Source organism: Burkholderia sp. AU17457, from assembly GCF_002223255.1.
Lineage (GTDB): Bacteria > Pseudomonadota > Gammaproteobacteria > Burkholderiales > Burkholderiaceae > Burkholderia > Burkholderia sola.
Map to the genome: position 1 here is coordinate 1,580,184 of NZ_NKFB01000005.1, position 20,695 is coordinate 1,600,878.

Annotated in this window: 17 protein-coding genes; 6 read left to right on the forward strand and 11 right to left on the reverse strand. The window is 67.8% G+C overall.

Annotated features, from left to right (window positions below):
* Window positions 1-19: 19 nt before the first annotated feature.
* Genes CFB49_RS24375 through CFB49_RS24385 form a run of 3 tightly spaced genes read right to left on the reverse strand, consistent with a single transcriptional unit; the run spans window position 20 to window position 3,019 of the window.
* Complete coding sequence (locus CFB49_RS24375) at window positions 20-880, reverse strand: carbohydrate ABC transporter permease (protein ID WP_089492835.1); 861 nt, start codon at window positions 878-880, stop codon at window positions 20-22.
* The gene (locus tag CFB49_RS24380; RefSeq protein WP_089492544.1) at window positions 877-1,746 is read right to left on the reverse strand and encodes a carbohydrate ABC transporter permease; all 870 of its coding nucleotides are present in this window, start codon (window positions 1,744-1,746) and stop codon (window positions 877-879) included. The genes CFB49_RS24375 and CFB49_RS24380 overlap by 4 nt, the downstream gene beginning before the upstream one ends.
* A 34-nt stretch (window positions 1,747-1,780) precedes the next feature.
* On the reverse strand, window positions 1,781-3,019 hold the full coding sequence (locus CFB49_RS24385; protein ID WP_069619324.1) for an ABC transporter substrate-binding protein: 1,239 nt from the start codon (window positions 3,017-3,019) through the stop codon (window positions 1,781-1,783).
* Between the two features lie 387 nt (window positions 3,020-3,406).
* Between CFB49_RS24385 and CFB49_RS24390 the strand changes: the two genes are divergently transcribed.
* The 4 genes from CFB49_RS24390 (at window position 3,407) to CFB49_RS24405 (ending at window position 8,700) form a co-directional block, all read left to right on the forward strand.
* Entirely contained in the window at window positions 3,407-3,970 is a 564-nt protein-coding gene (locus CFB49_RS24390) for a fimbrial protein (protein WP_089492545.1), read from the forward strand.
* Between the two features lie 90 nt (window positions 3,971-4,060).
* Window positions 4,061-4,804 carry a fimbrial biogenesis chaperone gene (locus tag CFB49_RS24395; protein WP_089492546.1) on the forward strand — a complete coding sequence of 248 codons (744 nt, stop codon included), beginning with the start codon at window positions 4,061-4,063 and terminating at the stop codon, window positions 4,802-4,804.
* A 222-nt stretch (window positions 4,805-5,026) separates the two neighbouring features.
* Window positions 5,027-7,648, forward strand: a complete 2,622-nt coding sequence (locus CFB49_RS24400) for a fimbria/pilus outer membrane usher protein (RefSeq protein WP_089492547.1) — start codon at window positions 5,027-5,029, stop codon at window positions 7,646-7,648.
* Between the two features lie 47 nt (window positions 7,649-7,695).
* Window positions 7,696-8,700 carry a fimbrial protein gene (locus CFB49_RS24405; RefSeq protein ID WP_143329315.1) on the forward strand — a complete coding sequence of 335 codons (1,005 nt, stop codon included), beginning with the start codon at window positions 7,696-7,698 and terminating at the stop codon, window positions 8,698-8,700.
* A 42-nt stretch (window positions 8,701-8,742) separates the two neighbouring features.
* Here CFB49_RS24405 and CFB49_RS24410 read toward each other — a convergent pair whose 3' ends face one another.
* From CFB49_RS24410 to ypfJ, 8 genes are all read right to left on the reverse strand, one after another.
* Window positions 8,743-9,951, reverse strand: a complete 1,209-nt coding sequence (locus CFB49_RS24410; RefSeq protein ID WP_089492836.1) for a porin — start codon at window positions 9,949-9,951, stop codon at window positions 8,743-8,745.
* 171 nt (window positions 9,952-10,122) lie between these two features.
* Window positions 10,123-11,061, reverse strand: a complete 939-nt coding sequence (locus CFB49_RS24415; RefSeq protein WP_089492549.1) for a helix-turn-helix domain-containing protein — start codon at window positions 11,059-11,061, stop codon at window positions 10,123-10,125.
* A gap of 70 nt (window positions 11,062-11,131) precedes the next feature.
* Window positions 11,132-11,722 (reverse strand): DUF3156 family protein, encoded by a 591-nt coding sequence (locus CFB49_RS24420; RefSeq protein WP_089492550.1) that lies wholly within the window; start codon window positions 11,720-11,722, stop codon window positions 11,132-11,134.
* Window positions 11,719-13,221, reverse strand: a complete 1,503-nt coding sequence (locus CFB49_RS24425) for an APC family permease (RefSeq protein WP_089492551.1) — start codon at window positions 13,219-13,221, stop codon at window positions 11,719-11,721. The genes CFB49_RS24420 and CFB49_RS24425 overlap by 4 nt, the downstream gene beginning before the upstream one ends.
* A 222-nt stretch (window positions 13,222-13,443) precedes the next feature.
* Window positions 13,444-14,784, reverse strand: a complete 1,341-nt coding sequence (locus CFB49_RS24430) for an aspartate aminotransferase family protein (RefSeq protein WP_089436781.1) — start codon at window positions 14,782-14,784, stop codon at window positions 13,444-13,446.
* 63 nt (window positions 14,785-14,847) lie between these two features.
* Entirely contained in the window at window positions 14,848-16,350 is a 1,503-nt protein-coding gene (locus CFB49_RS24435) for an aldehyde dehydrogenase family protein (RefSeq protein WP_089492552.1), read from the reverse strand.
* 149 nt (window positions 16,351-16,499) lie between these two features.
* Window positions 16,500-17,228, reverse strand: coding sequence for a helix-turn-helix transcriptional regulator (locus CFB49_RS24440; RefSeq protein ID WP_069619394.1), 729 nt, complete (start codon window positions 17,226-17,228; stop codon window positions 16,500-16,502).
* Between the two features lie 143 nt (window positions 17,229-17,371).
* Window positions 17,372-18,250 carry a KPN_02809 family neutral zinc metallopeptidase gene (ypfJ, locus tag CFB49_RS24445; protein ID WP_069619331.1) on the reverse strand — a complete coding sequence of 293 codons (879 nt, stop codon included), beginning with the start codon at window positions 18,248-18,250 and terminating at the stop codon, window positions 17,372-17,374.
* A 431-nt stretch (window positions 18,251-18,681) separates the two neighbouring features.
* Between ypfJ and CFB49_RS24450 the strand changes: the two genes are divergently transcribed.
* Both CFB49_RS24450 and CFB49_RS24455 read left to right on the forward strand, forming a co-directional pair.
* Window positions 18,682-19,473 carry an SDR family NAD(P)-dependent oxidoreductase gene (locus tag CFB49_RS24450; protein ID WP_089492837.1) on the forward strand — a complete coding sequence of 264 codons (792 nt, stop codon included), beginning with the start codon at window positions 18,682-18,684 and terminating at the stop codon, window positions 19,471-19,473.
* 99 nt (window positions 19,474-19,572) lie between these two features.
* The gene (locus tag CFB49_RS24455) at window positions 19,573-20,616 is read left to right on the forward strand and encodes a LysR family transcriptional regulator (RefSeq protein WP_089492553.1); all 1,044 of its coding nucleotides are present in this window, start codon (window positions 19,573-19,575) and stop codon (window positions 20,614-20,616) included.
* Window positions 20,617-20,695: the final 79 nt, after the last annotated feature.

Consider the following 20,695-nt stretch of genomic DNA (forward strand, 5'->3'; position numbering starts at 1 on the left):
GGCGCGGCCACGCCACGCGTCACTTCAACCCACCCGCGAACCCGCGCAACAGGTAGCGCTGTACATAGCCGGCCACGGCCAGCGTGGGCAGCGACGCCATCAGCCCCGCGCTCATCAGGTCGCCCCAGTCGATCCCGTTCTCCGTCACGTAGCCGGCAATCGCGAGCGGCAGCGTGAAGCGGCTCGGCGTCGACACGAACAGCAGCGCGATCAGGAATTCGTTCCACGCCGCGATGAACACGAAGATCGCGGTCGCGATCAGCCCCGGCGCGCACAGCGGCAGCACGATCTGCACGAGCCGCCGTGCGAGCCCCGCGCCGTCGATGCACGCCGCTTCCTCGTATTCGATCGGGACGTCGCGCACGAACGCGAGCAGCATCCAGATCGCCATCGGCAACGCGTAGATCTGGTACGCGAGCATCAGGCCGAGCGTCGAATCGAGCAGGTGCAGCCGCTTCGCGAGCGCGAACAGCGGCACCGCGATCGTGATCGGCGGCATCAGCTTCAACGCCAGCACGAGCATCAGGAACAACAGGTCGAGCCGCGCCGGAAACCGTAGCCGCACGAGCGCATACGCGGCCGGAAATGCGAGCGCCAGTGCAAGCAGCGTCGTGCCGAAGCCGACCAGCAGCGAATTGAACAGCGGTGCGCCGATGCCGTTCGACCACACCGACGCAAAATGCGCGAAGGTCGGCGCGGCCGGCCAGATCCGCAATGGATGATCGAGACGTTCGAGTGTCGGCATGAAGGCCGCGCCGGCCATCCACAGGCACGGCAGCAGCAACAGCGCGAGCGCGACGACGCGCAGCACCCATGGCATCGCGTGACCGCATGCGGTGCTCGTTCGTGCGCGCGAGATACCCGCCGATCGCGTCGTCATGCGCGCCGCTTGCGGACCGTCTGCCATACGTACCCCGAGACCAGCAGCGCGGACGCCGCCAGCATCAGCACCGAGGCGGCACTCGCCGGCCCGACGTTGAAGAAGCGGAAGCCCGTGTCGTAGATATAGGTCGACAGCGTCTGCGTCGCATTGCCGGGGCCGCCGCCCGTCAGCGCATAGACCTTGTCGAACAGCTTGAACGTGTCGATCGAGCGCAGCAGCAGCGCGAGACCGATCTGCGGCGCCGCGAGCGGCAGCGTGACGTCGCGCAGGCACTGCCACTCGCTCGCACCGTCCGTGCGCGCGGCTTCGTACAGCTCCTGCGGAATCGACTGCAGCCCGGCCAGCACGATCAGGAACGCCATCGGCGTCCACTGCCACACGTCGACGAGCGCGAGCGACCACAGCGCGAGATGCGGATCGGACAGCCAGCGCACGCCTTCGACGCCGAACGCCGCGAGCAGCGCGTTCAGGAAGCCGTCGAAGTTCAGCCAGTTGCGCCAGATTGCCGAACACACGAGCGTGGACAGCATCATCGGCAGGATCGCGAGCGGCAGCGCGATGCGCCGCCCGGGAAACGCGCGCACGAATAGCAGCGCGAGGCCGAAGCCGAGCGCGACTTCGGCGAGCGACGCGACGATCGTGAAACGCAGCGTGTTGCCGAAGCCGGCGGTAAACGCGTCGTCGCCGAGCACCGCGCGATAGTTCGCGAGCCCCGCGAACGCGCGATGGCCCGCTGAATAGTCGACCCGACAGAATGAGTCGATCAGCACCTGTGCGACCGGATACAGCGCCAGCGCGGCGAGCACCAGCAGCGCGGGCCCGAGCAGCGCGACGAACGGCAGGCTGCGGCCGAAGGTTTTCATGCGCGACCTCCGGCCACCGGGTTGACGCGCGCGGTCACTTGCCGGCCGCGGCCGTTGCCTGCGCGATCTTCTGCTGCGCCTGACGCAGTGCGGCGTCCGGTGCGGCCTGCCCCGTCAGCGCGAGCTGCAACTGGTCGCCGAGAATGCTCTCGACCTGCTGCCAGTCCGTCACGCGCGGCCGCGCACGGCCGGCCTCGAGCGCCTTCAGCTGATCGGGATACCAGCGGTACTGGCGCACCAGCGCCGGATCGTTGAACACGCTGCGGCGGGTCGGCGGAATGCCGATGCCGGCGAGGCGCGTCTGCGTATCGCGCGCGGTCAGGTAAGCGAGGAAGTCCTGCGCGAGCTTCGCATGCGGCGCGTCCTTCGGAATGCCCATCTGCCAAATGCCGAGCATCGGGGCCGGGCCCGCGGTCTGCCCCGGCGGCGGCTGCAGCGCGATCTGCCCGACCACGCGCGACTGCTTCGGATCGTCGAGCGCCGGCACCCATGCCGGCCACACCTCGATCGACTGCGCGGCCGTGCCGCGCTGCAATGCATCGCGCACTTCGGCCGCGCCGTACACGTCGACGTCCTTCGGCGCGAACGCCTTCAGTGCGAGGAACGTCTTCAGCGCGGCCTGCGCTTCGCGCGAATCGATCGTCACGTTGCCGGCACGGTCGAACACGTCGCCGCCATACGCCCACAGGATCGGCAGGAAGCCCGTGACGACCGGGTTGCCCTTCGTGCCGCGAAACACGACGCCCGACACGCTCTTGTCCGCGCCGCCGACGGTCTGCGCGATCTTCAGCACGTCGTCCCAGTTGCGCGGCGGTTGCAGTTTGTACTTCGCGAGCAGGTCCTTGCGGTACGCAAACATCTCGACGTTGCCGACGATCGGCAGCGCGTACAGCGCGCCGGCCGCATTGCGGCCGAGCGCGACGGCGGACGGCACGAGATCGGCGTCGGCGAGCGCCGCGGGCAGCGGCTTCAGCCAGCCGTTACCGATGAATTCGGGCGCCCACGTGTCGTCCATCATCACGAGGTCGTACGCGCCGGTGCCTTCGCGCATCGACAGCTTGAGCTTCTGGTACAGGTTCGCGTTCGGCAGCTTGAGCAACTCGATGTCGGTGCCCGGATGCAGTTTGTTGAAGCCGGCGACGGCGTCGGCGAGCCCCTTGCCGTAGATGTCGTCGCGGCCCGCGATGACAAGATCCGCCGCGAAGGCGTGCGTGGCGACAACGGATAGCGCAACGGCGGCGGACAGCGCCCGCAGGCGACTCAGCAAGGTCATGAGGTCTCTCTCGATCGGCGTGGTAGCGGGACGGCCAGGCATTGCACACGTGTGCAACGCGGGCGATGTTTCCGGCCGTCTGGAGCGAACGCCATTGTTCACGCCGATCGTGACGAACGTGTGGCATCGCACCGAAGCGGCCGCCGCCCTGCGGAGCCCGACATCGGCCGCGACCGGTTTTGCGCGGTCCCGGACGCGTCTCATGGAATTCAGATACCCGTCCACTTTTCAAAAACTCGAATTAGTATTTGTCCTATACAAATCGCCTAACGTCCAGTACTCGTCCAATAAACAATTTGTTTATAAATCGCGACAATTAATCCCGGAATGCAGCTCACCTGAAACGCATTTCGCTTTTTAAATCACAAACCCTCGGAAATCAAATCAATGAAGATCGCGATCAACAGCAAACTGCTCTCCCTCCTCGTCGTGTCGGCCGGCCTCGCGGCTGCTTCCGCGGCACACGCATCCGACGGCACGATCACCTTCACCGGCAACGTCATGGCATCGACCTGCAAGGTCGACAACGGCGGCAACGTGGCGGTCGCGCTTCCGCACGTCGGCGCCAACACGCTCGAAGCGCCGGGCGCGACGGCTGGCCGCACGCCGTTCACGCTGTCGCTGCAGGGCTGCGCGACGGGCGCCGGCAATCCGACGAAGGTCAGTGCCGTGTTCGAATCGGGCTCGAACGTCGACCAGACGTCCGGTCGTCTCACGCTCGACGCAGGCACGGCAGAACAGCCGGCAGCACAGAACGTTCAGATCAACGTGCTGAATGAGTCGCAGAAGGCGATCCGTCTCGGCGCGATGGGCGACCAGGGCTCCCAGGTCATCGATATCGCGGCCGACGGCAGCGCGAAGCTGAACTACTTCGCCGAGTACTACGCAACCGCCAAGGCCGTTGCAGGCGCCGCCAACTCGAAGGTGCAGTACTCGCTGACTTACCAGTAAGTCACAGCGAATCCGGAGCCTTCCCTCAGAAGGCTCCGGCCCCTCGCCGCACGTCCGGTCAAAGAACATGAATCCGATCATCGAGCCACCATGAAAATCTTCAAGTCGCTTCCAGTCCTCGCACTCCTTTCCGCCCTGATGACATCGCACGCATACGCGAGCATCGTGATCTCGGGCACGCGCGTCGTGTTCCCTTCCACCGAGCGCGAAGTCACGCTCAAGCTCACGAACGAGGGAAAGACGCCTGCGCTGGTGCAGGCATGGATCGACACCGGCGAACAGCATGCGTCGCCCGACGACATCGAGGTCCCGTTTACGTTGACGCCCGCCATGTTCCGGATGGAGCCGGGCAAAGGCCAGACGCTGCGCCTGATCTACACCGGCGAGCCGCTGCCGGCCGACAAGGAATCGCTGTTCTGGCTCAATGTGCTGGAAATTCCGCCGAAGGCCGCGGCCAACGACGATCGCAATCGCATCCAGATCGCGTTCCGCTCGCGCATCAAATTGATGTTCCGCCCGTCCGGCCTGCCCGGCAGTGCGAACACCGCCCGCAACCAGCTCGAATGGCGCGTCGTCCCCGCCGACGGCAACCGCTATGCGCTGCAGGCGATGAACCCGACGCCGTACGTGGTCAACCTCGGCAGCGTCGCGCTGAAGTCGGCAGGCCAGAAATACGACGCCGGCATGGGCTACATCCTCCCTGGCGGCCAGCAACGCTTCCCGGTCAACGGTCTCGCCAGTCTCCCGGCCGCGAGCGCCACCGTCGAGTTCGGCAGCATCGACGACTGGGGCGCAACGGTCGACAACGAACAACCCGTTTCGTCGAAACCCTGATCCATCCACGACCGCCTCGATCCAGCCCGCCGCCGACGCCTCCCGTCGCCGGGTTCGGTCCCGGCTTGTCGGCCCGAGCGGGCTGACGGGCAGGCAACACGCCCGCCCATTTCCGATCCGCGCCCGACGCCAGCCTTTCCCGCCCGGATCCGCCCATCCGAAGCCCGGACCGGCCGACCTGCGCGCCGCAGCAATGCCAACCACACCAGGAGTTCCCGGGGAATGACCTCGATTCGACATGCGCGCCGTGACGTGGCGAACAACCCGCGTCCCAAAGCACTCTACCTGCTGATCCTGTCCAGCCTCGCGGCATGGTCCGACGCCGCTCGCGCCGACGTCGCGGCGCCCGCGCAGGCCGCGCCGGTGCAAGTCGCGCAAGTCGATTTCGCCCAGGTCGAGTTCGACCCCGGATTCCTGAGCAGCCACCCGGGCCAGAAAGTCGACGTCACGCGCTACGGGCGCGGCAACGTGACGGCGGCAGGCGTCTATCGCGTCGACATCCATGTCGGATCGGACTGGATCGGGCGCTACGACGTGCCGTTCAAGGCCACCGAAGGCACGCCGGACGCCCAGCCCTGCTTCGATGCACGGCTGCTGAAACGCATCGGCATCGACTTTCGCAAGCTGCCGGCCGACCTCGTCGCCGAGCTCGCCGTCGAAGGCGCATGCCGGCGCATCGGTCAGGTCGTGCACGACGCGAGCGCGTCGTTCGACTTCACCGAGCAAAAGCTCACGCTGAGCATTCCGCAGGCCTCACTTGCCCGCGCGCCGCGCGGCTATGTCGAGCCCGATCAATGGGATTCGGGCGTGCCGATGGGCATGCTCGGCTACAACCTCAACCTCTATGGTTCGAAGCATCAAGGCAGCGCCAGCGAGATCCAGGGCTATCTCGGCCTGAACGGCGGCGTGAACATCGGCAACTGGCACTTCCGCCACACCGGTTCCTATACGTGGTCGTCGCGCGGCAGTGGCCAGTACCAGGACATCGCCACCTACCTGCAACGCGACCTGCCGTCGGTGTCGTCGCAGCTCGTCGTCGGCGAAAGCTATACGTCCGGCGAACTCTTCGACGCCACGCAGTTCCGCGGCGTGCAACTGGCGACCGACGACCGGATGCTGCCCGACTCCCTGCGCGGCTATGCGCCGACCGTTCGCGGCATCGCGAACAGCAACGCGAAGGTGACGATCCGTCAGAACGGCGTGACGATCTACGAGACGACCGTCGCGCCGGGCGCATTCGAAATCGACGACCTGTACCCGACCGGCTATGGCGGCGACCTGAACGTGTCGGTCACGGAAGCCGACGGCTCCGTGCATACGTTCGCAGTGCCGTACGCGGCCGTCCCGCTGTCGCTGCGGCCCGGCATCGGCCGCTACAGCTTCACCGCGGGCGCGTTGCGCAACCAGCAGGGCACGAGCAACCCGCTGTTCGCGCAAGCCACGTACCAGCGCGGCCTGACCAACCTGGTGACGGGCTACGGCGGCGTGAGCGTCGCGGCCGGCTACGCGGCGGCGATGGTCGGCGCGGCGCTCAACACGTCGCTCGGCGCGTTCGGCGCGGACTTCACGCACGCCACGACGTCGATTCCCGGCATCAAGCGCTTCAACGGTTCGAGCCTGCGCGTGAGCTACTCGAAATCGGTCCTCGCGACCGGCACCGACGTCGCGCTTGCCGCGTACCGCTACTCGACGAGCGGCTATTTCAACCTGAACGACGCGATGCTCGCACGCGACACCGTGCGCAGCGGCGGCCGGCTCGACGACGTCTGGCGCCAGCGCAACCGTGCATCGCTGACGCTCAGCCAGCGGCTCGGCGAAAAGGGCGGGCAGCTCAGCGTCACGGCGTCCGCGTCGACCTACTGGAATCGCCCGGGCTCCGACGTCAACTACTCGCTCGGTTACAACAACACGTTCCGGAACATTTCGTACAACCTGAGCGCGACTCGCCAGCGCAGCGCCGGCGGCAACATGAGCACGCTCTACTACGCCGGCGTGACGATTCCGCTCGGCCGTACGCGCCCGATGATGCTGTCGACCAACGTCACGCACGACTCGCTCGGCCGCAGCCGGGTCCAGTCCGCGCTGTCCGGCTCGCTCGGCGAAGACAGCAACCTGGCATACGGCGTGAACGTCGATCACGCATCCGGCTCGGGCAGCGCGTCGACCAATGGCGGCGCCAACGTCGCATACCGCGCGCGCTTCGCGGAACTGAACGCGAGCATCGGCGCCAGTACCGATTACCAGCAAGGCTCGATCGGCATCCGCGGCGCGGTGGTCGCGCATCCGGGCGGCATCACGCTGTCGCAGCCGCTGTCGGAAACGTTCGGGATTGTCGAGGCACCCGGCGCCGCGGGCGCGCGAATCGCGAACGCATCGGGCGTGCGGGTCGACAGCCGAGGCTACGCGATCGTGCCATACCTGACGCCGTACAACCTCAACACGGTCGAGATCGATCCGAAGGGCATTTCGACGGACGTCGAACTGAAGGAAACGAGCCAGCAGGTTGCGCCGCGCGCGGGCGCCGTGCCGCTCCTCAAGTTCTCGACCGAAACCGGGCGTTCGGCGCTGATCCGCGCGCGCCGCGCGGACGGCAAGCCGCTGCCGTTCGGCGCAACGGTCTACGACGCGTCCGGCAAGCAGCTCGGCATCGTCGGCCAGGCGAGCCGGATCCTGGTGCGCGGGCTCGAGGACAGCGGCTCGTTGACGGTCAAGTGGGGCGACAACGGCGATTCCAGCTGCCGGATCGCCTACGCATTGCCGGTCGCGAAAACCGACCGGAAATCCGCCGGCTTCCAGACGATCGCGGGCACCTGCTCGCCCGGCGCGACGATCTCCGCACGCTAAGCCATTCGACGGCCGTGGGCCGCAACCAGACAAACGGAACGACGAACATGAAGATGACGATGAACGACTTGCGATGGACCGACAACCGGAACGGCACGACGCGCCGGCGCCTGATGCGGATGCTCGCCCCCTGCGTGCTGCTGCTCACGGCGTTCGGCGCGCATGCCCAATGCACGGTCCTCAACAGTACTCCCCAGAACCGAATGGTGCTGCTGAGCGGCAATATCAGCATTCCTCGCGACGTCGCGGTCGGGACTGAACTGGGAAGGGCGACGTATACCCTGCCCGACCAATTTCCATACGCGTACTGCAGCACGTCAGGCACCATGGTGCTCGACCGGAAACTTTCGTCGACGCCCCATCTGCCACCGACTCCGGACAAGGTATATCCGACCAACGTGCCCGGCATCGGCGTCAAGTTCATTTACGGGAGCTCGGTCCTTCCGTATCAGTCCTCGCTCGCGACAAACGCCGACAAGACCTGGTCGATCAACGCGAATACCCAGTTCTCGTACGTATTCGTCGCGACGGGCCCGGTGTCGGGCGGTACCGTCAACGCGACCGATCTGCCCACCGCGTCGTTCGAACTCGGCGGCCGGGCCTATCTCGTCATCAGTGCGATCAACAGCATCCGCTTCACCGCGCTCTCGTGCAAAACGCCCGACGTGACCGTCGACATGGGCACCGTGCGCGCGGCGGACATGAAGAGCGTCGGCGCATCGTCGGCGCCGGTCAGTTTCAAGGTGGCGGCCAATAACTGCCCGGCCGGCATCTCGAAGCTCACCTATCAGTTCAAGGCGCCCAACGGCGTGCTCGACGCGGCGGCCGGCGTCGTTGCGCTGAGCGACGGCTCCACCGCACGCGGATTCGCACTCAAGCTGATGGACGAGAACGGCGCGGCGCTCCGCTTCGACTCGCCCTATCCGATCAACGTCGCGCCGACCGGCGGTTCATACGCATTGCCGCTGAAGGCCGCGTACTACCGCACGAGCCAGACGATCAGCGCCGGCAGCGCGAACGCGATCCTCACGTTCACGATGTCCTACAACTGAGCGGGCGGACCATCGCGCGGGCATCGCCGGCGCCGCGCCCCGTCAGAAGTTCACGCGAATGCCCGCCATCACGGCGAGCTGCCGGCTCGAATTGCTGTTCGCGAGCACCGGGATCTGCGCGTAGTTCACCGCGTTGCCGTTCGCATCGGTGCCGAGCCCCGCGCCGCTCGCGATCTGCCCGATCGCGACCGCATACAGCGCGGTGCGCTTCGACAGGCTGTAGTTCGTGCCGACGTTGACCTGATGGAAACGCGTCGTGCCGCGCCCGTCGGTGTGCGCGGCGTTGAAGATGTACGCGACACCACCCTGCAGCGCGGGCGTGAACATGTACGTGACGTTCAGCTCGCCGACGTCGAACGTGAACGCCTGCGTGCGCGGCTGCGCGCCGGTCGAGAAATAGCGGCTGTCGCCGAGACGCGTGTGCGTGTAGGTCAGCGCGACCGTCGCCGCGCCGAATGTGACCGAGCCGCCAGCGCCGAACGCGCGCATCGAGCCGGCGTCCTGCAGCAGGCAGAGCATCGCGCCCGGGTTGCTGCACGCGAAATCGCCGATATAGCCGCTCGCGCCGCCGAGCGCCGCGTCGAGCGGCTGGTGCAGGTCGAGATAGCCGACCGAGAAAGCGACCGGCGCACGCGTGTAGGTCGCGGCGACCGCATAGCCGCGCTTCGCGGAAAAGTCGCCGGCCTGCCCGCCGAAGCTGAACGTGCCGCCGAACGTGAGGCCGTTGAAATCGGCGCTGGTGAACTTCACCGCGTTGTTGAAGTTGAACGCGGCGTTCAGGTTGTCGACGTCGCCGAGATGCGAGCCGTACGGCGTCGCCCAGTTGTTGCTCGATACGTATGCGCCGAGCATGTCCGTGTACGAGTCGTATTGCCGGCCGAGGCCGAGCGTGCCGATCGAATCCTGGCGCAGCCCGACCCATGCCTGCCGGCTGAACGCCGTGCCGCCCTGCAGCGCCTGCCCGTTCGCGGACAGAAACTGCTGCTCGAGCGAGAACACCGCGCTGAGCCCGCCGCCGAGCGGCTCGGCGCCCTGGAAGCCGAAGCGGGACGGCACCAGGTTGCCGCCGCCCATCTGCCATGCATGGCCGCCGCCCGTGCTGCCGTCGGCGCGCGTGAACTGCTGGTTCGTCGAATAGATGATGCCCGTGTCCACGGTGCCGTACAGCGTCACGCTGCCGGAGGTTTGTGCGTGCGCGTGCAGGCAACCCAGCATGGCCGCGGCTGCGGTCAGTCGTCGTCCGTTCTTCATGTCCCGCCCCTCAATGATCATCGGTTCGCAGTACAAACCGATGGTGTTGTCGATATGGGTGGCAGGACTTTATCCAGCGAAAATTCCGGACCTCTATCCCAAATCAGCAAACGGTGATGGGGACGGGCAATACACGACGGCGCTCGGCGGCGCCGCCACGGTGAGGAGGCGTCATTCGGGACGCAAGGTTTGCGACGGCAGCTCGCCGAACAGGTCGCGATACTCGCGCGCGAAATAGCCGAGATGCGTGAAACCCCAGCTCGCGGCGGCCTCGCCGACGCCGAGCTGCTGCACCGGGGTCGTGCGCAGCAGGCGACGCACCGCGTTCAGCCGGATCGTGCGCAGGTAGCCGACCGGCGTGACGTCGGCCACGCGCTGGAAGCTCGTTTGCAGCGTGCGGCGGCTGCAGCGCAGCGCGCGACACAGTTCGAGCACGGTGACGGGTTCTTCGGGCCGCTCGCGCAGATGCTTCTCGCAGCGGCTCACGATATCGCTGTAGGTGGCGTGCGTGATGTCACGGCGCTCGACGCCGATACCGTGTTCCAGCGCATCGAGGAACATGCCGAGCATCGCGTCGCGGAACATCTTGCGGGTCGCCGCATATTCGAGGCAGCCCGGGTTGCGCTGCGCATCGTCGATCAGCGCCGACAGCCGCACGCCGAGCGCGACGCCCTGCGCGTCGGACAGCCGCGTCACGTGCCGCAGCCTGCGCGCGGCCGTCGCGCCGAATTCGGCTTCGCACAGCTCGTCGATCATGTCCGACGCGGCGCTGATCCCGACCAGCCCCATCCCTTCCGGCGTGTGAAACTCGAAATCCTCGCCGGCGCGCAGCGCGAGCAGCGCATAGCCGTCGACCGGCTGGCCCTGGAACGTACCCGCGAGCGGCACCGACAGCGGCACCGCGAGCGACGTGCGTCCGAGCGGCGCGAGCCCGGTTTGCGCGACACGGCGGTTGGTCGTCTCGCGGAAGAAGTGGAAATCGTCGTACAGCACCTGCGTGACGGTGCCCTTGAAGCGGCCCGGCGTCATCTGACGGTACACCTGATGCCAGCCCGCGATCGCGAGCCCGTGATCGTGCACGTCTTCGTGTGAACGGGACTGGAACAGCATCGGCGTCTCCGGTAAAACCCTTGGGTGCTGGATGCGGCCGCCGGGCTCGCACGGCACGCACCGTCACAGCTTACCCTCGCAAAATCCTGCGTAGTGCGGTTTCGAACGCAAGACAGGCCGCCGACAGCGCGGCGGCCTGCTCATCGATCAGCCTGACGTAACGGCGAAACGACGGCATCCTGTTCACGACCTCGCTGCCGCCGAACGGCACGATCGCGAGCGTCCAGCGGCCTTCGCGCGCGGCGATCGTGCAGTCGCTCAGGTGCAGCGGGCGCAGCGCGTCGGCAAGCGACGAATCGGCGACGAGCGCGGCCACCGTCCGGACAAATCCGGGGTCGCATCCCGGTGCGGGCTCGGCCGCGACGCCGGTGCGCCGCAGCCAGCCGGTCTGCAGCATGCGCGCAAGGCCCTGCCCGGCCGGACCGACCGCGTGGATCGACACTTGCACGCTGACCGTATGCATCAGGAACTGACGGTCGACGCGTTCCTCGATGCTCACGCGCACGCCGTTCGGCAGCCGGGCCAGGGTTTCGGCCGCGCCGCCGTCCGCATCGCGCACCGCCCCGAGGTCGGCCAGCACGCGCGCCGCGATCGCGCCGGGCCGGTGGCCGGGCGGCGGTGTGCCGGGCGCCGCGCGCCACCGGGCAAATACGAGCCTCACGACACGACGTGCTCGTTGCGCAGCACGTCCTCGACCGGCACCGGCCTGAACGGATGCCGGCGCTGCACGACGAGCGTCCAGAACAGCGCGTACAGCGCGGTGAGCCCCAGCATCGCGCCGAACGGCACGTAGATGTCGCGCGCGTTCATGCCGGGCGGCGTGATGTACCAGATCGCGAGCACGATCCCGACGCTCGACACGATCTGCGGCAGCGGGAACAGCGGCGAACGGTACGGCCGCGGCAAGTCCGGGCGGCGGATGCGCAGCATCACGACCGACGCGGTGACGAGCAGGTACGCGGTGCCCCATGCGCAGGTCGCGGCGAGCACGAGGTGCAGGATGCTGTCGAGGTTGCCGTTGATCAGCCATGCATGGAAGATCGGCACGACCGCCGCCGCGATGATGCCGACCACCGGTGTCTTGAAACGCGGATGCAGGTACGCGAAGCAGCGCGGCAGCGCGCCGTCGATCGCCATCCCGTACAGGATGCGCGGCAGCCCGGCCATCAGCGTGTTGATCGTCGCGGCGCCCGCGCACAGGAACGCGATGCCGAACCAGATCCGCCCGAACGGCCCGAGCACCTGCAGCGCGAACGCGGGAATCGCTCCGGGCGTGTCGAGCAGGTGCGTGAGGCCGTCCGGGCTCACCGGCACGTTCGGGACCTGGCGGCGGATCGCCGCGCCGTACAGGAACATGCAGATCGCGACGCCGACGAGGCCGAGCGCCATCGCGCGCGGGATCGTCCGGCCGGGCGCCTTCATTTCCGGCGCGAGCGGCGTGACGAACTCGCAGCCGACGAACATGAACATCGCCATCCCGACCAGCGACAGCACGGCCGGGATGGACGTGCCGACTTCCGACCCGCCGAACCAGCCGTCGAGATGCACGGCCGGCGCGGCCGCGAGCCCGAGGATCCCGAAGATCATCAGCGACAGCCACATGCCGGCCGTCAGCACGATCTCGAGCTTGCTGAACACCTTGATGCCGACGATGTTGGTGATCGCAAACGTGACCACGAGGCCGACGCCGACGAGCCATGAACTGTTGTGCTTCTCGAACGCGGCGTTCAGCGATTCGAAGTTCACGAGCGCCATGATGCCGCTCAGGATCGTCTCCGCGGTGCCGGCGAACACGTGCACGAGGAAATACGCGGAAATCGTGCCGGTGATCGCCCAGAAGCGGCCGAGCCCGCACGACAGGTAATCGTAAACCGAGCCGGCCGTCGGCAGCATCGCGGCGGCTTCGGAGAACGTGGTGGCCTGCGCCTGCATCATCACGAACGCGATGATCATCGCGACCGCGAACGCCCAGCCGCCCATCCCGAAGCCCGACGTCGCGGTGAGGATCACCGGGCTCGCCATGATGAGCCCGACCGCGCTCGCCATCGCGGTCGGAAAACCGACCGCACCGGCCTTCAACGCGGTGCCGCCGCCTGCTTCAGCCGGCGCACCGGCGGGCGTATCGCCCGCGGCGCCGGTCATTCCCGACCATCCCGACATCGTCGTCTCCTTCGTGGGTTGGCCCCAACCGGCGCTTCGTCGGCGGCCGGGGCCAGATGCTTTGCGGTCGGCCCCGGGCGGTGTTTCAGCGCGTCGATTCCCGGGGCCCCTCGTCGATCACGGCGTGATCCGATGTCGAAAAAATACGCAGGCAAAATAATCCGGTCATAGCGCAAATCGGCAAACCCGCGATGGCGTTTACCCGCCACCGCGGGTTGGCCGTCATGCGAACGGCACGGCCTCGAAGCCGGCCGCGAGCGCGTCGACGATCCGGTCGAGCTGTTCGCGCTGGATCACGAGCGGCGGCGACAGGATGATCTTCGTGCCGACCGGGCGCACCAGCACGCCGTGCTCGCGCGCGACTTCCGCGACCGCGTTCGCATAGCCCGACAGCGGGTCGATCGGCTCGCGCGTGTCCTTGTTCGCGACGAGATCGAGCGCAAGCATCAGCCCCTTGCCACGCACCTCGCCGACCGCCGCGAACCGTTCCGCGAACGGCTGCAGCGCTTCGAGCAGATACGCGCCCTGCTTCGCCGCATTCGCCGGCAGGTCTTCCTTCACGACGATATCGAGGCTCGCGATCGCGGCCGCGCAGGCGACCGGGTGACCGGCGTACGTATAGCCGTGCATGATCGCGCCGCCGAAATCGGCATTCGCGGCGAACGCGTCCTCGATTCGCGCGTTCACGACCGTCGCCCCGAGCGGCACGTAGCCCGACGAAATCCCCTTCGCGAGACACATGATGTCGGGGCGCACGCCCCAGCCGCGGCTGCCGAACAGACTGCCGCTACGGCCGAAGCCCGTCACGACTTCGTCGGCGATCAGCAGCACGCCGTAGCGGTCGCACACTTCGCGCACCAGCGGCCAGTAATTTGCCGGCGGTACGATCACGCCGCCCGCGCCCTGGATCGGCTCCGCGATGAACGCGGCGACGGTGTCCGGGCTCTGGAACTGGATTTCGCGCTCCAGCATTTCCGCGCAGATCCGGCCGAGTTCCTCCGGGTCCTGCGTGAACGGGTTGCGGTACAGCCACGGCGTCTCGACGTGGAAGCAGCCGGGCAGGTTCGGTTCGTAGTTGCGGCGGAACACCGTATTGCCGTTCACCGACGCGCCGCCGAAGTGCGTGCCGTGATAACCCTGCTTCAGCGAGATGAACTTCGTGCGATCGGCCTGGCCGCGCACCTTCCAGTACTGGCGCGCGATCTTCAGCGCGGTCTCGATCGCATCGGAGCCGCCCGAGCTGTACAGCACGCGGCGCATCCCTTCCGGTTCGAGCATGTCGATCACCTTCTTCGACAACTCCTCGGCGCGCGGATGCGAGATGCCGTCGAACAGCTGGAAGTATTCGAGTTCGTCGAGCTGACGCACGATCGCGTCCTTCACTTCCTGGCGGTTGTGGCCGACGTTCACGTTCCAGAGGCCCGCGACGCCGTCGACCAGCTGCTTGCCGGTTTCGTCGAACACGTAGCAGCCGTCGCCGCGCACGATGCGGATCGGCTTGCGCTGTTTCATTTCGTTCGGGTGCAGCATCGGGTGCCAGAATTTCGCTTCGTTGTAGCTCATTGCAATCTCCACTGTCGGATCGTTTGGATCGGGTTCGTTCGGGTTCGAGCGTCGCGCCGTGCGTCAATGCGCGATGCAGACGGATTTGGTTTCGGTGAAGCCTTCGATCGCGTACTGGCCGAATTCGCGGCCGATGCCCGATTGCTTGTAGCCGCCGAACGGCATCGACGGATCGAGCGGGATATGGCAGTTCACCCACACGGTGCCGGCCTCGATCCGCGGCACGAGGTTCATCACGCGTGTCAGGTCGTTGCTCCAGATGCTCGCGGCAAGGCCGTACGGCGACGCGTTCGCGAGGCGCACCGCGTCGGCCGCGTCGTCGAACGGCACGACGACGATCACCGGGCCGAATACCTCGTCGCGCACGATCGCGCTGTCCGGGTGCGGATCGGCGATCACGGCCGGCTTCACGTAATAGCCGGGCAGATCGTCGGCCGGCGTGCCGCCCGCGAGGAACGTGAGGCCCGCGCGGCGCGCGCCCTCGATGTGCTCGACCACCTTGTCGCGATGGTGCGCGGATACGAGCGGGTTGATCTGCGCGGTGGTATCGAGGCCTGCGCCGAGCTTCATCGACTGCGCGATGCCGGCGAGGCCGTCCGCGAGCTGCGCGAACTTGCTGCGATGCACATAGATGCGCGAAGCGGCCGCGCACACCTGCCCCTGGTTGAAGAACGCGCCGGCGGCCACCCCGTCGAGCGCCTGCGCGACGTCGACGTCGTCGAGCATCACGATCGGGTTCTTGCCGCCGAGTTCCAGCGAGAAGCGCGTCATGTTCTGCACGGCGGCCGCGCCGACCAGCTTGCCGGTCGCGGTCGACCCCGTGAACGAGATCTTCGCGATCGACGGATGGCTCGCGAGCGCCGCGCCGCAGACGCGGCCGCCCGTCACCACGTTGAACACGCCGGGCGGCACGCCGGCTTCGCGGGCCAGTTCGGCCAAGCGCAGCGCCGTCAGCGGCGTTTCCGGCGACGGCTTCAGCACGATCGTGCAGCCGGCCGCGAGCGCCGGAATCAGCTTCCACACCGCGATCATCAGCGGGAAATTCCACGGCACGATCGCGGCGACCACGCCGACGGGCTCCTTGCGCGTATAGGCCGTATAGCGCGCGCCGGGCGGGAACGGGATCGACACGTCGAGCGTCTGGCCGGTGATCTTGGTCGCCCAGCCGGCCATGTAGCGCACGTATTCGACGCTTGCGCCGACTTCGATCGCGCGCGACACGTGAATCGACTTGCCCTGGTTCAGCGTTTCGAGCTGCGCGAGCGTTTCGGCGTCGGCTTCGATCAGGTCCGCGAGTTTCAGCAGGATGCGTTCGCGGTCGGCCGGCCGCAGCCCGCTCCAGACACGCGCGTCGAACGCGCGTTTCGCACTGGCGACCGCGCGGTCGACGTCGTGCGCGTCGGCGTCGGCGACGGTCGCGAGCCGCTCGCCCGTGGCGGGGTCGTACACGTCGAGCCGGGCAGCGGCGTGCGCGGGCTGCATGGCACCGTCGATGAAGAGGCCGAAGTCGCGCGCGACGAAGGTGCGCACGGTGTCGCTGACGGCGACGAAGTTCGTGTGGCTCATGGGCGTCTCGTTGATTGTCGTGGCTGGACCGCGGGCCGGTGAGGCACGCGGGCGTCGGACCACTGTATCGACGAGAATTCACGCCCGGTGAGCGCAAATTGGCAGCGCGTTATCGCAAGACGATCGCGCGTCGTGCCGCACGATCCCGATTAGAGGAACAACGCCCCGACCAGCTCCGTGCGATTCGACACGCCGAGCTTGCGGTACATCCGCATCAGGTGCGTCTTGATCGTCGGCGGCCCGAGCGCGAGATCGCGGGCGATCTCCTTGTTCGAGCGACCGTCGCGCACGAGCCGCGCGATCTGCTCCTCGCGGTAGGTCAGCCGTTCCTCGCAATCGATCCGGTGGATGCCGCGCCGTGCACGCAGCAGCGGGCTCAGTGCGGCTTCGGCGACCGGCTGCAGCCGCGCGAGTGCGTCGATCTCGCCGGGCGCGAAGCGTCGTGCGGTGCCGTTGCCGTTCGCGTCGCCCATGCCGAAGCGCAGCAGCGAAAACGCGCCGACCGTCCGGCCCGCGTCGCGCAGCCAGATCTCGACGACGTCGGCCACATCGTGCCGCCGCAGAAAACGGGTCCAGTACGCGGACGCAGCGCGTCGTTCGTCGGGCAGTTGGGACGCGAGCGTGACGACCGCGCATTCGCCCGCCGCGCAGCGCGACGGATGCAGCGGATCGAGCGTCCGGTAGCGGGCGACATAGGTGCGGTGCATCGATTCCGGCATCCCGAACAGCTCGAAATCGGCCGGTTCGCCGCTCTGGTCGAGCCGGTAGAACACGATCGCCGACGGGCTCGCGAACGCGTCGAACGCGTCCACGCATGCGCGCAGCGTGCGTCGCCAGTCGGCGGGAGCGCAGTCGGTGGGGGCGGACAAGGTAGGCATGGGAATCGGCTGGCGCGCGAATGCATCGAATCTCGACGTCCGGGCCAGCGTACCGACGCCGACAAGCGCCGGTGAGCACAAATCGGCAAATCGGCCGGTTCAACCGGGGCGATACGGGCGCGCGAAGGGGCGCGCGCCCTGGTTCAGCGCGCGTTCGCGGCGAACGTGTCGCAGGCGCTCACCTCGCCCGATTCCATCCCGCGCCGCAGCCAGTACACGCGCTGCTCGCTTGTGCCGTGCGTGAAGCTTTCGGGCACGACGTAGCCCTGCCCTTGCTGCTGCAGCCGGTCATCGCCGATCGCGGCTGCGGCCTTCAGCCCCTGCTCGAAATCGCCCGGCTCCATCAGCCGCTGGTTCGCGCGTTGCGCGTTGTTCGCCCACACGCCGGCAAAGCAGTCGGCCTGCAGCTCCATCCGTACCGACAGCGCATTCGCGCGCGCCTGGCTCGACCGCCGGCGCGCGGCGTCGACCTTGTCGGCGATGCCAAGCAGATTCTGCACGTGATGGCCGACTTCGTGCGCGATCACGTAGGCCTGCGCAAAATCGCCACCCGCGCCGAAACGCCTGCGCAGTTCGTCGTAGAAGCCGAGATCGATGTACACGTTGCGGTCGCCCGGGCAGTAGAACGGCCCCATCGCGGTCTGGCCGGTGCCGCACGCGGTCGGCGTCGAGTTCGTGAACATCACGAGCTTCGGCGGTTGGTACTGCGCGTGCAGTTGCGTGTTGAACACGCCCGTCCACGTGCGTTCGATATTGCCGAGCACCTTGCGCGTGAACACCGCGCCGGGATCGTTCGCCGGCGCGCCCTGGTGCTGGGTCGGCGCGGGCTGCGCCTGCTGCTGCCTGCCCTGCAGCGCCGACGCGCCTTCGAGCACGACGCGCGGGTCGATCCCGAAGAAATACGATGCGGCCAGCGCGACCACGATCGTGCCGATGCCGATCGTCGCGCGCCCACCGCCGAACCCGCCGGCGCCGCGGCGATCCTCGACGTTCATGCTTTCTCTTTCGTCGTCCAGCCTCATTGCCGGCCCCTCCCTGTTCTTTTGTCGATGGTCCGGCCGCGCCAGCGCGCAACCGGGCGATACGCCGTGGCGACATGAGCCGTCGGCGGACGTGATACATGCGCATCGGACGCCGGCTCGCAGCGATGCCGCCTGCCGCGCGATTGCGGGCCGCATCCTTGCGGGGCCGCACCATTCGTACGACGGAATCGGTTGATCAACACGCCGCGCGCCGTTGCGCGCCTGCTTACGCTATTTTGCCGGGCTTTCGTGGCTTATCGCAAAAATGTGGAGGATAGAGCGATTCGGCGGCGGACATCGTCAGCCTTTGCAAAATGGGCCACGGCCGCCGCGCCTGGCTGTCCGGACGACACCCATTCATCCTTTCGGCGGATACCGGCGCGCGCCGGCGCCGCCTAAAGTGGCCGGAACGCATCTTCCCGGAGAACGACATGACGCACCCGCCACCCCGCACGATCGCGATTACCGGCGCAGGCACCGGCATCGGCGCCGCGTGCGCGCGCCGCTTCGCCCGCCGCGGCGACCGCGTCGTGCTGATCGGACGCCGTCCGGCACCGCTCGACGCATTGGCTGCCGAAACGGGCGGCCTCGCGCTGGCCGGCGACGCCGCCAGCACCGCCGACTGGGCCGACTTCCTGCCGCGCATCGCCGAACGCTTCGGCCGCGTCGATGCGCTCGTCGCCTGCGCGGGCGGCCATGGCATCGGCCGCGCGGACGAAACCGACGACGCGCAGTGGCGTGACGCGATGCACGCGAACCTCGACACTGCATTCGTCAGCGCCCGCGCATGCCTGCCCGACCTGATCGCGCAGCGCGGCAATATCGTGCTGGTCGCGTCGATCGCGGCGCTCGCGGCCGGGCCCGGCGTATGCGGCTACACGGTCGGCAAGCACGCGCTGCTGGGGCTGGCGCGATCGCTCGCACGCGACTACGGTCCGCACGGCATGCGCGCGAACGCCGTCTGCCCCGGCTGGGTCCGCACGCCGATGGCCGATGCGGAAATGGAACCGCTAATGGCCGCGCACGGCGATTCGCTCGACGATGCATACGCACGCGTCAGCGCCGACGTGCCGCTGCGGCGCGCGGCCGATCCCGACGAGATCGCGGCCGTCTGCGCGTTCCTGGCGTCGCCGGACGCCTCGTTCGTGACCGGCACGACGCTCGTCGCGGACGGTGGTGCGACGGTCGTCGACGTGCCCACGCTCGCGTTCGACCGGCTGTGACGCCACGAAAGGCGTCACGCGTGCCTGCCCGCTTCCGAATCCGTTAACATCGTCCCGATCCGCCGCCTGGCGCGGCACCGCCTTACCGTTCGAGATTCGATGAACATCCGGTTCCTGGAAACCTTCGTCTGGCTCGCGAAGCTGGAAAACTTCCGGCTCACGGCCGAGAAACTGCATACGACGCAGGCGGCCGTGTCGAGCCGCATCGCCTCGCTCGAGGAAGCGTTCGACGTGCGCCTGTTCGACCGCAACACGCGTTCGGCCACGCTCACGCCCGCGGGCCGGCGCATGCTGGCCTACGCGGAGCGGATCGTGCGGCTCGACGGCGAAATGCGGCGCGACATCGATGCGGCGAGCGACGCGGGCCTGATCCGGATCGGCGTGATCGAATCGATCGTGCACAGCTGGTTCCCCGCGCTGATGGCGCAACTGCGCGAACGCTATCCGCGCCTCGACGTCGAGATCACGAGCGACACGACGCTGCACCTGATCCGCCTGCTCAGCACCGATGGCGTCGACCTGATCCTGCAGACCGATCCGGTGCCGGGCCCGGACTTCACGAACCTGCCGCTGGGCGAATTCCCGGTGCGCTGGGCCGCGAGCCCGCGCCTCGGGCTCGGCGGCCAGCCGCTCGACGTCGCGCGCCTGGCCGGGTTTCCGATCATCAGCTTCTCGCGCCACTCGGCGCCGCACGCGACGATCGAGCGGCTGTTCGCGGCGGTCGAACGGCCGGCCAGCATCAACTGCATCACGTCGGTCGCCGCGATGATCCGCCTCGTCGCCGACGGGCTCGGCGTGGCTGCGCTGCCGCCTGCGATCATCGGGCGCGAACTGCATGAAGGCGCGCTCGAACTGCTCGACGTCGAACCGGAATTCCCGGCGCTGCCGCTCGTCGCGACGTACCGCGGCCAGGGGTTGCCGGTCGCCGCGCGCATCGCGGAACTCGCGAGCGAAGTGGCGCGTGCGACGGCGGCTGCCGCGAACCTCGCGAAACCGGCCGCCTCCGATCGCGTCGACGCAACGCCCGCGCGCAGGGCAACCGGGACAAAGACGATTCCCCCGGCGGAAACGAAGCCGAAGCGCACGACGAAAGCCGCATCGCCTGCCGCGCCTGCCGCAAAACGGCGCCCGCGCCGCTCATAAGAAAACCTGTTCACCGCGAATTTGTTTTCTTGTTGGACGGGCGCGGGCCGTCTTCGGGACACTGGGGTTCCTGACATCC

Excerpts from the sequence above, each read along its gene's own strand:
- CFB49_RS24450 (WP_089492837.1), top strand. The coding sequence starts at position 18,682 with ATGACGCACCCGCCACCCCGCACGATCGCGATTACCGGCGCAGGCACC.
- CFB49_RS24405 (WP_143329315.1), top strand. The coding sequence starts at position 7,696 with ATGAAGATGACGATGAACGACTTGCGATGGACCGACAACCGGAACGGC.
- CFB49_RS24440 (WP_069619394.1), bottom strand. The coding sequence starts at position 17,228 with ATGCCTACCTTGTCCGCCCCCACCGACTGCGCTCCCGCCGACTGGCGA.
- CFB49_RS24415 (WP_089492549.1), bottom strand. The coding sequence starts at position 11,061 with ATGCTGTTCCAGTCCCGTTCACACGAAGACGTGCACGATCACGGGCTC.
- CFB49_RS24430 (WP_089436781.1), bottom strand. The coding sequence starts at position 14,784 with ATGAGCTACAACGAAGCGAAATTCTGGCACCCGATGCTGCACCCGAAC.
- CFB49_RS24390 (WP_089492545.1), top strand. The coding sequence starts at position 3,407 with ATGAAGATCGCGATCAACAGCAAACTGCTCTCCCTCCTCGTCGTGTCG.
- ypfJ (WP_069619331.1), bottom strand. The coding sequence starts at position 18,250 with ATGAGGCTGGACGACGAAAGAGAAAGCATGAACGTCGAGGATCGCCGC.
- CFB49_RS24375 (WP_089492835.1), bottom strand. The coding sequence starts at position 880 with ATGACGACGCGATCGGCGGGTATCTCGCGCGCACGAACGAGCACCGCA.
- CFB49_RS24400 (WP_089492547.1), top strand. The coding sequence starts at position 5,027 with ATGACCTCGATTCGACATGCGCGCCGTGACGTGGCGAACAACCCGCGT.
- CFB49_RS24425 (WP_089492551.1), bottom strand. The coding sequence starts at position 13,221 with ATGTCGGGATGGTCGGGAATGACCGGCGCCGCGGGCGATACGCCCGCC.
- CFB49_RS24395 (WP_089492546.1), top strand. The coding sequence starts at position 4,061 with ATGAAAATCTTCAAGTCGCTTCCAGTCCTCGCACTCCTTTCCGCCCTG.
- CFB49_RS24385 (WP_069619324.1), bottom strand. The coding sequence starts at position 3,019 with ATGACCTTGCTGAGTCGCCTGCGGGCGCTGTCCGCCGCCGTTGCGCTA.
- CFB49_RS24455 (WP_089492553.1), top strand. The coding sequence starts at position 19,573 with ATGAACATCCGGTTCCTGGAAACCTTCGTCTGGCTCGCGAAGCTGGAA.
- CFB49_RS24380 (WP_089492544.1), bottom strand. The coding sequence starts at position 1,746 with ATGAAAACCTTCGGCCGCAGCCTGCCGTTCGTCGCGCTGCTCGGGCCC.
- CFB49_RS24410 (WP_089492836.1), bottom strand. The coding sequence starts at position 9,951 with ATGAAGAACGGACGACGACTGACCGCAGCCGCGGCCATGCTGGGTTGC.
- CFB49_RS24435 (WP_089492552.1), bottom strand. The coding sequence starts at position 16,350 with ATGAGCCACACGAACTTCGTCGCCGTCAGCGACACCGTGCGCACCTTC.